Source organism: Pantoea sp. B270 (assembly GCF_018726825.1).
Classification (GTDB): domain Bacteria; phylum Pseudomonadota; class Gammaproteobacteria; order Enterobacterales; family Enterobacteriaceae; genus Pantoea; species Pantoea dispersa.
The window spans coordinates 1,165,210-1,181,068 of the sequence record NZ_JAHCSX010000001.1 but is presented as its reverse complement, the minus strand read 5'-3'; the positions used below and the strand labels follow the sequence as shown (position 1 = coordinate 1,181,068).

14 protein-coding genes and 1 other annotated feature (1 of these 15 cut by a window edge) are annotated in these 15,859 nt (G+C 55.0%); of the genes, 9 read left to right on the top strand and 5 right to left on the bottom strand.

Annotated features, from left to right (window positions below):
• Window positions 1-67 (bottom strand) — a sequence feature (Trp leader region); it reaches 38 nt to the left of the window's first position.
• Window positions 68-222: 155 nt separating this feature from the next.
• Together KOL70_RS05680 and KOL70_RS05675 are read left to right on the top strand one after the other, a co-directional pair.
• Window positions 223-1,107: a PHP domain-containing protein gene (locus tag KOL70_RS05680; RefSeq protein WP_088517175.1), complete on the top strand. Its 885-nt coding sequence runs from the start codon at window positions 223-225 to the stop codon at window positions 1,105-1,107.
• A gap of 12 nt (window positions 1,108-1,119) precedes the next feature.
• Entirely contained in the window at window positions 1,120-1,740 is a 621-nt protein-coding gene (locus tag KOL70_RS05675) for an L-threonylcarbamoyladenylate synthase (protein WP_021510107.1), read from the top strand.
• On the opposite strand, the gene KOL70_RS05670 is transcribed toward KOL70_RS05675, so the two are convergent.
• Window positions 1,741-2,397, bottom strand: a complete 657-nt coding sequence (locus KOL70_RS05670; RefSeq protein ID WP_181444749.1) for a serine protease — start codon at window positions 2,395-2,397, stop codon at window positions 1,741-1,743.
• A gap of 818 nt (window positions 2,398-3,215) precedes the next feature.
• Between KOL70_RS05670 and rluB the strand changes: the two genes are divergently transcribed.
• Entirely contained in the window at window positions 3,216-4,094 is an 879-nt protein-coding gene (gene rluB, locus KOL70_RS05665) for a 23S rRNA pseudouridine(2605) synthase RluB (protein WP_021510110.1), read from the top strand.
• Between the two features lie 33 nt (window positions 4,095-4,127).
• Here rluB and cobO read toward each other — a convergent pair whose 3' ends face one another.
• Together cobO and KOL70_RS05655 are read right to left on the bottom strand one after the other, a co-directional pair.
• Window positions 4,128-4,715 (bottom strand): cob(I)yrinic acid a,c-diamide adenosyltransferase, encoded by a 588-nt coding sequence (gene cobO / locus KOL70_RS05660; RefSeq protein WP_125308571.1) that lies wholly within the window; start codon window positions 4,713-4,715, stop codon window positions 4,128-4,130.
• The gene (locus KOL70_RS05655; RefSeq protein ID WP_021510112.1) at window positions 4,712-5,476 is read right to left on the bottom strand and encodes a YciK family oxidoreductase; all 765 of its coding nucleotides are present in this window, start codon (window positions 5,474-5,476) and stop codon (window positions 4,712-4,714) included. Before KOL70_RS05655 ends, cobO begins: the two co-directional genes overlap by 4 nt.
• 174 nt (window positions 5,477-5,650) lie before the next feature.
• Here KOL70_RS05655 and sohB point away from each other — a divergent pair, with 174 nt between their 5' ends.
• Window positions 5,651-6,697, top strand: a complete 1,047-nt coding sequence (gene sohB / locus KOL70_RS05650) for a protease SohB (RefSeq protein ID WP_058758624.1) — start codon at window positions 5,651-5,653, stop codon at window positions 6,695-6,697.
• A 26-nt stretch (window positions 6,698-6,723) separates the two neighbouring features.
• On the opposite strand, the gene KOL70_RS05645 is transcribed toward sohB, so the two are convergent.
• The gene (locus KOL70_RS05645; protein ID WP_215480345.1) at window positions 6,724-6,972 is read right to left on the bottom strand and encodes a DUF2498 family protein; all 249 of its coding nucleotides are present in this window, start codon (window positions 6,970-6,972) and stop codon (window positions 6,724-6,726) included.
• 370 nt (window positions 6,973-7,342) lie between these two features.
• Between KOL70_RS05645 and topA the strand changes: the two genes are divergently transcribed.
• The 5 genes from topA (at window position 7,343) to acnA (ending at window position 15,056) form a co-directional block, all read left to right on the top strand.
• Window positions 7,343-9,940, top strand: coding sequence for a type I DNA topoisomerase (gene topA / locus KOL70_RS05640; RefSeq protein ID WP_215480344.1), 2,598 nt, complete (start codon window positions 7,343-7,345; stop codon window positions 9,938-9,940).
• A gap of 192 nt (window positions 9,941-10,132) precedes the next feature.
• Window positions 10,133-11,107, top strand: a complete 975-nt coding sequence (gene cysB, locus KOL70_RS05635) for an HTH-type transcriptional regulator CysB (protein ID WP_021510116.1) — start codon at window positions 10,133-10,135, stop codon at window positions 11,105-11,107.
• Window positions 11,108-11,599: 492 nt separating this feature from the next.
• The gene (locus KOL70_RS05630) at window positions 11,600-11,758 is read left to right on the top strand and encodes a YmiA family putative membrane protein (RefSeq protein WP_071813666.1); all 159 of its coding nucleotides are present in this window, start codon (window positions 11,600-11,602) and stop codon (window positions 11,756-11,758) included.
• 3 nt (window positions 11,759-11,761) lie between these two features.
• Window positions 11,762-11,938 (top strand): hypothetical protein, encoded by a 177-nt coding sequence (locus KOL70_RS05625; protein ID WP_021314644.1) that lies wholly within the window; start codon window positions 11,762-11,764, stop codon window positions 11,936-11,938.
• A gap of 436 nt (window positions 11,939-12,374) precedes the next feature.
• Window positions 12,375-15,056, top strand: coding sequence for an aconitate hydratase AcnA (acnA, locus tag KOL70_RS05620; RefSeq protein ID WP_215480343.1), 2,682 nt, complete (start codon window positions 12,375-12,377; stop codon window positions 15,054-15,056).
• A gap of 71 nt (window positions 15,057-15,127) precedes the next feature.
• Here acnA and ribA read toward each other — a convergent pair whose 3' ends face one another.
• Window positions 15,128-15,721 (bottom strand): GTP cyclohydrolase II, encoded by a 594-nt coding sequence (ribA, locus tag KOL70_RS05615; RefSeq protein ID WP_058758620.1) that lies wholly within the window; start codon window positions 15,719-15,721, stop codon window positions 15,128-15,130.
• Between the last annotated feature and the right edge of the window lie 138 nt (window positions 15,722-15,859).

Here is a 15,859-nt window from a genome sequence, read left to right as displayed (position 1 = left end):
ACTGCGGTTACGCAAAATGTGCATGACGACGTCGCCCGTGAAAGGGATCATCGCGCCACCAACCATTAACATGCGTACCAATAAGAGCCATGATTAAATACCCGTTACGTGTGAACTTGTGTACTAGTTAACTGGTTCGGGTGAAAAAAGTCAATACCCTTTTTCAGTTACGGGCAAAATCGTTATCATGCCAGCCGGTTTATTGCAGTCGCTGGAGTGACCTTGTCAGATATCGCCCGTTTTCCACTTTATGATTTACACAGCCATACCCAGGCTTCTGACGGTTTGCTGACGCCGACCGCGCTGGTGCAGCGCGCCGTTGAGATGCACGTCGGCGTGCTGGCGATTACCGATCACGACAGCGTGGCGGGCGTTGCCGAAGCGCAGGCGGCGGTGCAGCAGCTTCAGCTACCGCTGCGGGTACTGGCCGGTGTGGAAGCGTCTACGCTGTGGGAAAATCACGAAATTCATATTGTCGGACTCAACGTTGATACGCAGCATCCGGCGTTAACTGCTTTTCTGGCGCAGCAGCACCAGTGCCGTATGGCACGTGCAGAACTGATTGCCGAACGGCTGGAGCGCGCGCGCATTCCTGACGCGCTGGCCGGCGCTCAGCGTCTGGCGCAGGGCGGGGTGATCACCCGCGGGCATTTTGCCCGCTATCTGGTAGAGCTGGGCAAAGCCGATAACATGGCGCAGGTATTTAAAAACTACCTGGCGCGTGGCAAAACCGGCTACGTGCCGCCACAATGGTGTACAATTAAACAAGCCATTGATGCTATTCATCATTCTGGCGGTGTGGCGGTACTGGCTCATCCTGCGCGCTACGGGCTGTCGGCCAAATGGCTGAAGCGACTGATTGCGCATTTTGCCGCAGAAGGCGGCGATGCGATGGAAGTGGCACAGTGTCAGCAGGCACCGAATGAACGTACCCAGCTGGCGAGCTATGCACGCGATAATCAGCTGGCGGCCTCGCAGGGGTCCGATTTTCACCAACCCTGTCCGTGGATTGAACTGGGGCGCAAGCTATGGCTGCCGGGCGGCGTGGAGCCGGTCTGGGAGCGTTTTCCCGCTTTAGCGCCGGTCAGATCGCACGTTGATGGGTGATATGAGGTTTTTATGAGTCAACTTTTTCACATTCATCCGGAAAATCCGCAGCCGCGTCTGGTTAATCAGGCAGTGGATTATCTCAACAAAGGCAGCGTTATTGTCTATCCGACCGATTCCGGCTACGCGCTGGGATGCCGTCTGGAAGAGAAGAATGCCATGGAGCGTATCTGCCGCATTCGTCAGCTCGATGGTAACCATAACTTTACCCTGATGTGCCGCGATCTTTCTGAGCTGTCGACCTATTCGCAGGTGGATAACAGCGCGTTTCGCATTCTGAAAAACAACACGCCAGGCAATTACACCTTCATTCTGAAGGCCACCAAAGAAGTGCCGCGTCGTCTGATGAACGATAAACGTAAAACCATCGGCCTGCGCGTACCGTCAAATCCGGTGGCGCTGGCGCTGCTGGAACGCCTCAATGAGCCGATGATGTCGACCTCCCTGATGCTGCCAGGCAATGATTTCACTGAATCCGATCCGGAAGAGATCCAGCACAGCATCGGCAAGCTGGTGGATTTAATTATCGATGGCGGCACCCTGGGCCAGCAGCCAACCACCGTGATCGATCTCACCAGCGATGCGCCCGTCATCGTGCGTGAAGGGGCAGGCGATACCCGCCCGTTCCTGTAATTACGCCGGGCCGGGCGCTGTTTGTGGCGTCTGGCCGATATTGGCTTCCAGCCAGCGTTTGAAATCGCCGTACGGAATGTACAGCGAGACATCTTTTAAGATGACTTTTTTGCTGCGTACGTTAGCAATTTCATGGCTGTAACCCACAATCACTCCGCTGATTGTCTGGTCGGCATTATAGACAGCGCCGCCCGACATCCCCTGAACGACACCGGCATCGGAAGCCATTGCCATACAGGGCTTTTTATTCCAGCGATTATTAATGGCGGTGCGCGCCAGATTAACGCCGCTCGACTCCACCGGCATCGCGGAAATAAAACTATAGCCATACATTTTAATTGGCTCGCCCACCGCGCTGCTGCGGAATTTCGCCAGCGTATCCGGACTGTTTTTATGATAAATAATCGCGACGTCGCAATAGGGGTGATAAGCCTTCACGCGCTGCACGGCGGTTTTGGCCACGTGCGCGGCAGTCAGACTGTATTCCGGCGTTAACGGAATGGTTGTACCGAGGATGCCCAAACCCAGTACCGTCGGGATGCCGGTCACGCTCATATCCACGTGCTGCAGCGCCGTACGACTGTACTCAGTATGGCCTACGGAACAGCCGCTCAGTGCCAGCGCTGCAAGCGCCGGCCAAAGCAGGGAGGTTCTCATGATGGCGGTCTTCATTTAATGTCCGTCAGCAAAATCCCTGGTGAAGACTTTCGACAGACAAATTAAATTCAATCCGTGAAACGATTAGCGCGCCATTTCCCGAGCGCGCCGGATTATATTATCAGGCCAGCTGTACCATTATTTGTTAATGGCTTGTTGTTTTAAAGCTTATAAAAAGTAATTAAAATAATTTCTGATACTGCTTAGCCGAATTCAGGATTAAATTTTACACAGTTTTCGCGGCAGAACAATTCATCATATTTAATATTTATCAAATAAAAGCGAAAATACAGACTTAATCCAACCTGCAGCGCCAATCCGCTGTATGGCTGGGGCTGCTGGCTGCAATAAGCTTTACTAACACCACTGTTCAGTTCTTTGTGCTGATTTTGGTGTTTTGCGCCGATTTTCTGTTTGCACAACTGCAGCCTGACCGGGAACATTGCGGGTAACAGACTGGTGAGCCTCTTTAATCTATTGCGGCACTAATCGGCGCGTCATTAAATAAATAAACGGTCTCAGGTAAAACGACGTAATTTCAGCGGGTTGCGCAGGCTATCCTGACGCTCGTTACGCAAATCAATCAGAAATCTGAATCAATGACCTTACTGCCCGCTTCAGCCTCCGGATCACAGGCGCTTTATTATCGGCAGAAAAGGAAAAGGTGTTAACGAAACTGTAGCTGGTGTAAAATCTCCGGCCGTCCGCGCTGGCACCTGGCGCGAAGCGGTCACAGATTCTGATACTGGACCTGGTAACGCCGGTATCTTACCTCTTCATTACCACGACGCCTGGGAAGGCGACAACGAGGCAGCTCCATGAGCGAGAAATTACAAAAAGTATTAGCGCGCGCCGGACACGGTTCGCGCCGTGAAATCGAAGCAATGATTTCAGCCGGACGCATCAGCGTTGATGGCAAACTGGCGACGCTGGGCGATCGCATCGAAAATGATAAAACCCTGAAAATTCGTATTGATGGCCATCTGGTATCGATTGCTGAATCGGCCACCGAGGTGTGTCGCGTACTGGCGTATTACAAACCGGAAGGTGAGCTATGCACGCGCAACGATCCGGAAGGGCGCCCAACGGTATTTGATCGTCTGCCGCGCCTGCGCGGTTCACGCTGGATTGCCGTCGGCCGTCTGGACGTGAACACCTGCGGTCTGATGTTGTTCACCACCGACGGTGAGCTGGCCAACCGCCTGATGCACCCAAGCCGCGAAGTTGAGCGTGAATACGCAGTGCGCGTATTCGGTGAAGTGGATGACGAAAAAGTGCGTCAGCTGAGCAAGGGCGTGCAGCTGGAAGACGGTCCGGCAGCGTTCAAAACCATCAAATTCGCCGGCGGCGAAGGCATTAACCAGTGGTACAACGTCACCCTGACGGAAGGGCGTAACCGTGAGGTGCGTCGTCTGTGGGAAGCGGTTGGCGTGCAGGTTAGCCGTCTGATGCGCGTGCGCTACGGCGATATTCAGCTGCCAAAAGGTCTGCCGCGCGGCGGCTGGATGGAGATGGAACTGCCGGCGGTCAACTACCTGCGTAAGCTGGTGGGACTGCCGGAAGAGACCGTGACCAAAGTGGCGGTCGAGAAAGATCGTCGCCGCACCAAAGCGAACCAAATCCGCCGGGCGGTGAAACGCCATAGCGCGGTAAGCAATAACAGCCCGCGTCGCAACAACACCAAACGCGGTGCCTGATGCTCCCCGACGCCGCGCCTGCGGCGTCCGTTTTTACCAGTCGATTCCCTGCTGTGCCTGAATGCCGGCATCGAACGCGTGTTTGACCGGACGCATCTCGCTGACGGTATCCGCCAGTTCCAGTAGCGTCCGGTGACAGCCGCGCCCGGTAATGATCACACTTTGCTGCGGCGGACGCTGCTGCAGTGCAGCGATCAGCTCATCCAGATCGAGATAATCCATACTCACCATGTAGGTGATTTCATCAAGGATCACCAGATCCAGCGACGCGTCTTGCAGCATGCGTCTGGCGTGTTGCCACACCTGCTGGCAGGCGGCCGTATCGCTGGCACGGTTTTGCGTCTCCCAGGTAAAGCCGGTGGCCATCACCTGAAACTCCACGCCGTGCTGCGCCAGCAGATTACGTTCGCCGTTGGGCCATTCGCCCTTAATAAACTGCACGGCAGCCACGTTTTTACCGTGGCCGCAGGCGCGCAGCGCGGTGCCAAAAGCGGCGGTGGTTTTACCTTTGCCGTTGCCGGTAAACACCATCAGGATGCCGCGCGTTTCGGTGGCAGCGGCGATGCGAGCGTCAACCTGTTCTTTCAGCCGCTGCTGGCGTTGCTGGTGACGATCGCTCATGCGCTGGCCGGTCCCGGCTTGCGCCCCGGTTGTGCATCGTAGCTGATGCCGGTTTTGCGGCGGCTGTCATCGCCCATCAGATAGAGGTAGAGCGGCATCAGGTCGGCCGGGGTTTTCAGCAGGCTGGCATTCTCCTCCGGGAAGGCGCTGGCGCGCATTTTGGTGCGCGTGCCGCCAGGATTGATGCAGTTCACCCGCAGATGGCGGTTTTTATACTCATCGGCCAGCACCTGCATCATGCCTTCGGTGGCGAATTTCGACACGGCATAGGCGCCCCAGCCCGCGCGGCCGGTGCGGCCCACGCTGGAGGTGGTGAACACCAGCGAACCGGCGTCGGATTTTAGCAGCAGTGGCAGCAGCGCCTGCGTTAAATAGAAGGTGGCGTCGAGGTTGATTTGCATCACCTGCTGCCAGACCGCCGGATCAAGTTCCGCCAGCGGCACGATCTCACCGAGAATGCCAGCGTTATGCAGCACGCCATCCAGCCGCGGCACCAGCGCGGCAACCTGTTGCGCCAGCTGCTGGCAGCTTTCCGGTGTGGCGTGCGCCAGATCCAGCAGCAGCGTAGCGGCGGGCTGTTTATTGAGCTGATTAATCGCCTCAGCGGTTTGCTGCAGCGTGGTGGCGTTGCGGCCGAGCAGAATCACGCGCGCACCGTAGCGCGCATAGGTCAGGGCGGCTTCGCGGCCGATGCCGTCGGAAGCGCCGGTCACAAGAATAATGCGATTGTCCAGCAGGTCGCTTTTCGGTTGATAATGCACAGCGATGTCCTTTGCAGGTCAGAGGGTTTTTTGGCTTTATGCCTCAATTTGCCGCAAGGTGCAATCGCCGCAACGCGCATTCTGTGCCGCCTGCCGGCATTTCAGGCGACGAACGGCATCAAAGCGGGTAAACTCAGGGTTTGACTGTAATTCACTGTTTAATAAGGCGGCAGAATGGATTTACTCTCCAGCTATGGATTATTTCTGGCCAAGGCCGTCACCGTCGTGGTGGCGATCGCAGCTATTGTACTGATTGTGCTCAATGCCGCGCTGCGTAAACGTCACAGCGGCGGTCAGCTGCGCTTAACCCATCTCGACGAAGCCTATCGTGAGATGAAAGAGGACCTGCAGCTGGCGAAGATGAAGCCGCAGGCGCAAAAAGTGTGGCTGAAGCAGCATAAGAAAGAAGAGAAACAGAAAGCCAAAGCCGAAAAGCGCAATGCCAAAGCCGGTGTAACTGAAGCGGCGAAGCCGACTCTCTATGTGCTGGAGTTCAAAGGCAGTATGGACGCCGGCGAAGTCAGCTCGCTGCGCGAAGAGATCTCCGCGGTGCTGGCGGTGGCACAGCCGGGTGATGAAGTGCTGCTGCGGCTGGAAAGCCCCGGTGGCGTGGTGCACGGTTATGGCCTGGCCGCGTCGCAGTTACAACGTCTGCGTGATGCGGGGCTGCAGCTGACGGCGGTAGTGGATAAAGTTGCCGCCAGCGGTGGCTACATGATGGCCTGCGTTGCGGATCGCATCGTGGCGGCGCCGTTCTCCATCATTGGTTCTATCGGCGTGGTCGCGCAAATCCCCAACTTTAACCGTCTGCTGAAGCGCAACGATATTGATGTGGAGCTGCACACTGCCGGCCAGTACAAGCGTACGCTGACGCTGTTTGGTGAGAATACCGAGGAAGGGCGGGAGAAGTTTCAGGAAGACCTGAATGAAACCCATCAGCTGTTTAAAGATTTTGTGCATCAGATGCGTCCGGCGCTGGATCTGGACAAAGTGGCGACGGGCGAACACTGGTATGGCCGTCAGGCGCTGGATCTGGGGCTGATTGATGAGATTGGTACCAGCGATGCGCTGATCATTGCGCGCATGGACCGTTTTAGCGTGCTGGGCGTGCACTTCGCGCGTAAGAAAAAGATGATTGATCGCGTGACCCACAGTGCGAGCGTGGCAGCCGAGCGGCTGATTCTGAAAATCTGGCAGCGCGGTGATAAACCGCTGTTGTGAATAAACCCGGCGCAGGCCGGGTTTTTTTATGCCAGGTGATACTGCGCGGAGAGCACCACGGCAAGGTGCTTAAACACGTTAAACACCGCCGTGGTTTTGGCGGTCGGCAACCCTTCATCGTCGAGGAACCACGGGCCGCGAAACACCAGAACCTCGCCCTGCTGAATCACCTCAGTGGCTTCCATCCCGGCAAAATATTCATCGTGCTGCTGAATGCGCTGATTAGCGATTTCCAGTAGCGACTGGTGTGAAATGGATTCCGTTTCTGCTGACATTTTTCACCTCTTTTTTGACAGCGAATTTTCTCCTTCTATATTACTTGCCTGTCGGTGCGTTCAGCAAATCAGCGTTCGGTCAGAAAACTGGCGAGAAATTAAACAGAATGCTAATTAAGTTGCGTAACAGATTTTATCAGGTAGAGTGTGGGCGATTCAGCTTTCAGGGAGATCACACCAGGATGTGTGATACCGTCAGACGGAAAACTCGCTCTTAATCATCAAGTTGCAAATGCCGATGCAATCTGACCAGAGATTGTCCCCGCTGGCTTGAAAAGCAAAAAGTCAGCAGCAATATTGAACCCATTGGGTTTTGGGGCTGCCAATCCTCTCCCGTTTATCAGGACGTTTCAATTAGGTAAAGGTACATATGGGTAAAGCACTCGTCATCGTTGAGTCCCCGGCAAAGGCCAAAACAATCAATAAATACCTCGGTAATGACTACGTGGTGAAATCCAGCGTCGGTCATATCCGTGATTTGCCGACCAGTGGTTCAACGGCCCGTAAAAGTGCCGCCGGGGAAAAGGCGAAAACCGGCAAGAAAGTAAAGAAAGATGAAAAGGCCGCGCTGGTTAACCGTATGGGCGTTGACCCGTGGCACGGCTGGGAAGCGGATTATCAGATTCTGCCCGGCAAGGAAAAAGTCGTCTCCGAACTGAAGAACCTGGCTGCCGATGCCGACCACATCTATCTCGCAACCGACCTTGACCGCGAAGGGGAAGCCATTGCCTGGCACCTGCGGGAAGTGATCGGTGGCGATGACAAACGCTTCAGCCGCGTGGTGTTTAACGAAATCACCAAAAATGCGATTCGTCAGGCGTTCGAGAAGCCGGGCGAACTGAATATTGAGCGCGTCAATGCGCAGCAGGCGCGTCGTTTTATGGACCGAGTGGTGGGCTATATGGTGTCGCCGCTGCTGTGGAAAAAAATTGCCCGTGGCCTGTCGGCCGGACGCGTACAGTCGGTTGCCGTGCGCCTGGTGGTGGAGCGCGAGCGAGAAATCAAAGCCTTCGTACCGGAAGAGTACTGGGAAATTGACGCCGATCTGTCGACGCCGAAAGGCGATGCGCTGGCGGTCAGGGTGACGCATCAGGGCGACAAAGCGTTCCGCCCGGTTAACCGCGAGCAAACCGAAGCGGCCGTGGCCATCCTGGAAAAGGCGCGTTACGCCGTTCTGGATCGTGAAGACAAGCCGACCAGCAGCAAACCGTCGGCGCCGTTTATTACCTCGACGCTGCAGCAGGCGGCGAGCACCCGCCTTGGTTTTGGCGTGAAGAAAACCATGATGATGGCGCAGCGTCTGTATGAAGCCGGTCACATCACCTATATGCGTACCGATTCCACCAACCTGAGTCAGGATGCGGTGGCGATGGCGCGTGGCTATGTGGAGAAAAAATTCGGTAAGAACTACCTGCCGGATGCGCCCAACACCTACGCCAGCAAAGAGAATTCACAGGAAGCGCACGAAGCGATTCGTCCTTCTGATGTTAACGTTGCCGCCGAGCAGCTGAAGGATATGGAAGCGGATGCGCAGAAGCTGTATCAGCTGATCTGGCGCCAGTTTGTGGCCTGTCAGATGGTGCCCGCGCAATATGATTCCACCACGCTGACCGTTGGCGCGGCAGATTTCAAACTGAAAGCGAAAGGGCGTACGCTGCGTTTTGACGGCTGGACTAAAGTGATGCCGGCGCTGCGTAAAAATGATGAAGATTTGACGCTGCCGCCGGTGAACGTGGGCGACACGCTGGATCTGAAATCCCTGCTGCCAGGCCAGCACTTTACCAAGCCGCCGGCGCGCTTCAGCGAAGCTTCGCTGGTACGCGAGCTGGAGAAGCGTGGCATTGGCCGTCCGTCTACCTATGCTTCGATCATTTCCACCATTCAGGATCGCGGTTACGTGCGGGTGGAAAACCGCCGTTTCTACGCCGAGAAGATGGGTGAGATTGTTACCGATCGTCTGGAAGAGAACTTCCGTGAGCTGATGAATTATGATTTCACCGCGCACATGGAAGACAGTCTCGACCAGGTTGCGAATAACGAAGCGCAATGGAAAGCGGTGCTGGATTCATTCTTCAGTGATTTCAGCCAGCAGCTGGAGCAGGCGGAGAAAGATCCGGAAGAGGGCGGCATGCAGCCGAACCAGATGGTGCTGACCTCCATCGACTGCCCAACCTGCGGACGCAAAATGGGGATTCGCACCGCCAGCACCGGCGTGTTCCTCGGCTGTTCCGGTTATGCACTGCCGCCGAAAGAGCGCTGCAAGCAGACCATTAACCTGATCCCGGAAAACGAAGTGCTTAACGTGCTGGAAGGCGATGATGCCGAAACCAACGCGCTACGCGCCCGTCGTCGCTGCCAGAAGTGCGGCACCGCGATGGACAGCTACCTGATCGACAACGGCCGTAAACTGCACGTCTGTGGTAATAACCCGGAGTGTGACGGTTATGAAATCGAGCAGGGTGAATTCCGTATTAAAGGTTATGACGGTCCGATTGTTGAGTGCGAAAAATGTGGCTCTGAAATGCACCTGAAGATGGGGCGTTTTGGTAAGTACATGGCCTGTACCAACGACGAGTGTAAAAATACCCGTAAGATTCTGCGTAACGGCGAAGTCGCGCCGCCGAAAGAAGATCCGGTACCGCTGCCGGAGCTGCCGTGCGAGAAATCGGATGCGTATTTTGTGCTGCGTGACGGAGCTGCGGGCGTGTTCCTGGCCGCTAACACCTTCCCGAAATCGCGTGAAACCCGTGCGCCGCTGGTGGAAGAGCTGCAGCGCTTTGCTGACCGTCTGCCGGAGAAACTGAAATATCTGGCCGAAGCGCCGGCAGTGGATCCGGAAGGCAATAAAACGCTGGTGCGTTTTAGCCGTAAGACTAAACAGCAGTATGTTGCCTCAGAAAAAGAGGGCAAAGCGACCGGCTGGTCAGTTTTCTATATCGACGGTAAGTGGCAGGAAGCGAAGAAGTAATCCCCCTGGAGGCCAGCGTTCGCTGGCCTTTTTCCCATCCTTATAGCTAATCGTTCTACATTCTTACGTTAACTGATATAGTAGTTATAGCTTATTGCATTTTGCTGACTCGCTTTCCCTCATTATTACGCCATCAGGGCGGATACACGCCTGCAGGGAATGCACCTCTGTCGCTATCGGGAAGATATAACTATGAAATTGCAGCAGTTGCGTTACATCGTTGAAGTCGTTAACCACAACCTCAATGTCTCCTCCACGGCAGAGGGGCTGTATACCTCGCAACCGGGCATCAGTAAGCAGGTGCGCATGCTGGAAGATGAGCTGGGCGTGCAGATTTTTGCCCGCAGCGGCAAACATCTGACGCAGGTGACGCCAGCGGGCGAAGAAATTATCCGTATTGCCCGCGAAGTTTTGTCCAAAGTGGATGCGATCAAATCGGTTGCCGGTGAACACACCTGGCCAGATAAAGGATCGCTGTACGTGGCCACGACCCACACTCAGGCGCGTTATGCACTGCCTGGCGTAATCAAAGGTTTTATCGAACGCTATCCGCGCGTTTCCCTGCATATGCATCAGGGCTCGCCCACACAAATTGCTGAGGCGGTCTCCAAAGGCAACGCCGATTTCGCCATCGCCACCGAAGCGCTGCATCTGTACGACGACTTAATTATGCTGCCGTGCTATCACTGGAACCGTGCCATCGTGGTCACACCGGATCATCCGCTGGCGGGGAAATCCAATGTGTCGATCGAGGAGCTGGCTGATTTCCCGCTGGTGACTTACACCTTTGGTTTTACCGGCCGCTCAGAACTGGATACTGCGTTTAACCGTGCCGGTTTAACGCCGCGTATTGTTTTTACCGCAACCGATGCCGACGTGATCAAAACCTATGTGCGTTTAGGACTGGGGGTTGGGGTGATTGCCAGCATGGCGGTGGACCCGGTTTCCGATCCGGATCTGGTGCGCATTGAAGCTTCAGAAATCTTCACCAATAGCACCACCAAGATTGGTTTCCGGCGCAGCACCTTCCTGCGCAGCTATATGTATGATTTCATTCAGCGCTTCGCACCGCATCTGACGCGAGACGTGGTGGACGCCGCTGTGGCGCTGCGCTCAAACGAAGATATCGAAGCGATGTTCCGCGATATCAAGCTTCCTTTCAGGTAATCACCTAACCCATTATTTTTGCGGGATGTCCAGCGACTTCCCGCACACTTCCCGCCGCTTAGCACCAGCAGAACCTCAAAAAATTCCATTATTTTTTTGTAAATGAAACATGCGTCACATGTTTTTTCATTGTTATTTATTAAATGCGAATCAGTACACAATTTTTACTTTGCCGCTTTGCGGACTGCCAGGAATATTCCCATACTCCAGTTAAGAGCTGATGAGAAAGGGCTTTTTAACTGGCTCGTTAAATTAAACTCAAATTTAGAGTGGATCTAATTTTGGTTTAAGCCAAATTTACAATGTAACTATTAAATTAATAGTTTGCAGCGTGCTTAAATTTATCTCATCAGTTTTGGCGGTTTTGATAAATAGCGTTAATCGTTGTGCTCAATAAAAATAACTGGATTTTTGGACTTAACAAGTTTAGGATTCGTCCTAAATCTTCATCGTTGTTATCAATCGTTTTATTGAGAGTGATTATCAAAAACTATGACTACGAGATTAACTGTACAACCGGACTTCCGGGCTAAAAGCACCAAGGTAGAGCGTTCAGGTAACATCCGTCGCAAAGCCTGGTTGACTGTCTTCGCTGCTTCAGCACTGTTCTGGGTAGTGGTGGCGTTAATGATTTGGCGTATGTGGGGTTAAGCCATGTGGGCAAATACACTCAGTCGTAAATATCCGGTCGCTGCGCGTCAGCCTAAAGCACCGGTGTGCAAAGCCAAAGAAGCGCCTGCTGAACCGCAAGTGGCAATCCCGGCTTCCTGGGAACTGAGTGAACAGCAGCGCAGCTTTATTGAATCATTCATGGATCCGAAGTCTAAATAACGCAGTCTGCGTCCAATTCTTATTAAGACATACTGTCGCGCATTTTACCGGACTCTCCGGTGGGCACGTTAAAAGCCCGTCCTTTAACACTCAGCATCTAAAAAAACGGTGTCATCAGTACAACGCTGAAGACGATGGCTTTTTGTTGCCCGCGATCCGGGAGGAGTGACAGATGAATACCACAACTTTTTCATGGCTCAGCGTTTATGCCTTCTCAATGGCCTTTTGGGCTGCGGCCGTCTGGGCCGTCCTGTAATTCGCTAATCCTGCCAGTTAACGCTTTCTGAATGCCCTGACTTTTGTCAGGGCATTTTTCGTTGCGGTTTTGTGTGTCAATTCGTGTTGTTATCAAAACGTTAACGAAAATGTGGTCTATCTTTAAGCTAAACCTTGCACTCTCTGAGGTTTAGCAGAAGAGCCCATAAAAGGAGGAGTTATGTCGTTAACGTTACGTGAGCAGAGTCAGGATGCGCTGGAAGTAGGGGCAAAAAAATATCATTACTACAGCTTGCCGAAAGCCGCTCAGCAGGTCGGTGATATCGATCGCTTACCAAAATCCCTCAAGGTTCTGCTGGAAAACCTGCTGCGCTGGCAGGATGAAGATTCCGTAACGGCAGCAGATATTCAGGCGCTGGTGGCGTGGCAGCAAACTGCACATGCCGATCGCGAAATTGCTTATCGTCCGGCGCGCGTATTAATGCAGGATTTCACCGGCGTACCGGCCGTGGTTGACCTGGCAGCGATGCGTGAAGCCGTTAAGCGGTTGGGCGGTGATGTGGCGAAAGTTAACCCGCTGTCACCGGTCGATCTGGTGATTGACCACTCGGTCACGGTTGACCATTTTGGCGATGACGATGCGTTTGAAGAAAACGTGCGCCTGGAGATGGAACGCAACCACGAACGCTACGTATTCCTGCGCTGGGGGCAAAAAGCCTTTAACCGTTTCCGCGTCGTGCCGCCGGGCACCGGTATCTGTCATCAGGTCAATCTGGAGTACCTCGGTAAAGCCATCTGGCATGAAACGCTGGACGGCAAAGAAGTGGCTTATCCGGATACGCTGGTCGGCACCGATTCCCATACCACCATGATTAACGCCCTGGGCGTACTTGGCTGGGGCGTGGGCGGCATTGAAGCTGAGGCCGCCATGCTGGGCCAGCCGGTTTCGATGCTGATTCCTGATGTGGTGGGTTTCAAGCTGACCGGCAAACTGCGCCCCGGTATCACCGCCACCGACCTGGTATTAACCGTGACGCAGATGCTGCGCAAGCACGGGGTGGTCGGTAAGTTTGTCGAATTCTACGGTGACGGACTGGCCGATCTGCCGCTGGCGGATCGCGCAACCATCGCCAACATGGCGCCGGAATATGGTGCAACCTGCGGTTTCTTCCCGATTGATGAAGTAACGCTCAGCTACATGACGCTCACCGGGCGCGATGCGCAGCAGGTTAAGCTGGTGGAAGCCTATGCAAAACAGCAGGGGCTGTGGCGTAAACCGGGCGATGAGCCCATCTTCACCAGCACGCTGGCGCTGGATATGGCTGAGGTAGAGTCGAGCCTCGCCGGTCCGAAACGTCCGCAGGACCGCGTTTCCCTCGGCGACGTACCGGCGGCCTTCGACGCCAGTAACGAGCTGGAAGTGAATCATGCGCAGAAGCCGCACAAAACGGTCAGCTATCTGGACAGCGAAACCGGCGACCGCATCCAGCTGGATGATGGTGCCGTGGTGATCTCCGCGATTACGTCCTGTACTAACACCTCCAACCCCAGCGTCTTAATGGCGGCTGGCCTGCTGGCGAAAAAAGCTGTCGAGCGCGGGCTGATGCGCAAACCCTGGGTAAAAGCCTCGCTGGCACCAGGATCAAAAGTGGTGTCCGACTATCTCGCCGTGGCGCAGCTGACCCCGTATCTTGATGAGCTGGGCTTTAACCTGGTGGGTTACGGCTGCACCACCTGCATCGGTAACTCCGGCCCGCTGCCGGATGAGATCGAAAGCGCGATCAAAGAGGGCGATTTGACGGTGGGCGCCGTGTTGTCCGGCAACCGCAACTTCGAAGGGCGCATCCATCCGCTGGTGAAAACCAACTGGCTGGCGTCTCCGCCGCTGGTGGTGGCGTATGCGCTGGCGGGCAACATGAAGATCAACCTGCAGACTGATCCGATCGGCCAGGATCAGCAGGGCAATGACGTCTATCTGAAGGACATTTGGCCATCGCCGGAAGAGATTGCCGCATCGGTGCAGAAAGTTACCAGCGACATGTTCCATAAAGAGTACGCCGAGGTGTTCGACGGCACGCCCGAGTGGCAGCAGATCAAAGTCAGCGAAGCCGCCACCTATGACTGGGACGAAGGCTCAACCTATATTCGTCTGTCACCGTTCTTTGACGATATGGAAAAAACGCCGCAGCCGGTGCAGGACATTCACGGTGCGCGCATCCTGGCGATGCTCGGTGATTCGGTGACGACCGACCATATCTCCCCGGCTGGCAGCATTAAAGCGGAGAGTCCGGCGGGGCGTTATCTGCTGGCGCACGGCGTTGAGCGTAACGACTTCAACTCGTATGGTTCACGACGCGGCAACCACGAAGTCATGATGCGCGGTACGTTTGCCAACATCCGTATTCGCAACGAAATGGTGCCTGGCGTCGAGGGCGGTTATACCCGGCACTATCCGAGCCAGGAACAGCTGGCTATCTACGATGCGGCGATGAAGTATCAGGAGGAGGGCGTGCCGCTGGCGGTGATCGCCGGGAAAGAGTACGGCTCCGGATCCAGCCGCGACTGGGCGGCGAAAGGTCCGCGTCTGCAGGGCGTGCGCGTGGTGATTGCCGAATCGTTCGAGCGTATTCACCGCTCTAACCTGATCGGCATGGGCATTTTACCGCTGGAATTCCCGGCGGGCGTAACGCGTAAGACGCTGCAGCTGACCGGGGAAGAGCGTATCGACGTGGCAAATCTGGCGCAGCTGCAGCCCGGTTGTAGCGTCCCGGTGACGCTGACGCGGGCTGACGGCAGTCAGCAGACGCTGGATACTCGTTGTCGTATCGATACCGGTAATGAGCTGACCTATTACCAGAACGACGGCATCCTGCATTACGTGATACGCAATATGCTCAACTAAAAAACAAAGCCGGGCATGCCCGGCTTTATTATTGACGCAGAAAGTGGATGACGCGAGAGCGCACTGCCGCGTTACGATTTCGGCAGCAGATGTCCCATCTTCTCGGCTTTCGTATCGAGATAGTGCGCATTTTTCGGGTTACGGCCAACGATCAGCGGCACGCGCTCAACGATATTGATACCCGCTTCTGACAGGATCTCCACTTTGCGCGGATTGTTGGTCAGCAAACGCACTTCATTGATGCCCAGCAGTTTAAACATGTCGGCGCACAGGGTGAAGTCACGCTCATCGGCGGCAAAGCCCAGCTGATGGTTCGCTTCCACCGTATCGTAGCCTTTGTCCTGCAACGCATAGGCGCGAATTTTGTTCAGCAGCCCGATGTTACGGCCTTCCTGACGATGGTACAGCAGCACGCCGCGTCCTTCTTCAGCAATGGCGGTCAGCGCCGCTTCCAGCTGGAAGCCGCAGTCGCAGCGCAGGCTGAACAGTGCATCGCCGGTAAGACATTCGGAGTGGACGCGCGCCAGCACCGGATTGTGATCGCTAATATCACCATAAACCAGCGCGACGTGGTCGTGGCCGGTTGCCAGTTCTTCAAAACCAACCATCAGGAAATCTCCCCATGGCGTGGGCAGTTTGGCTTCTGCTACCCGTTTCAGCTGCATGTGACTCTCCAGAACCTTCAGAGGATGCGCTATCATCATGATAACGCACGGGCCCGACTGGCCCGACGAAACTGCCGATATTGTGCCACAACCTGAACCAGGGCCGCTAATCAGTCAGAGTGATTGTAGTGATAAAGC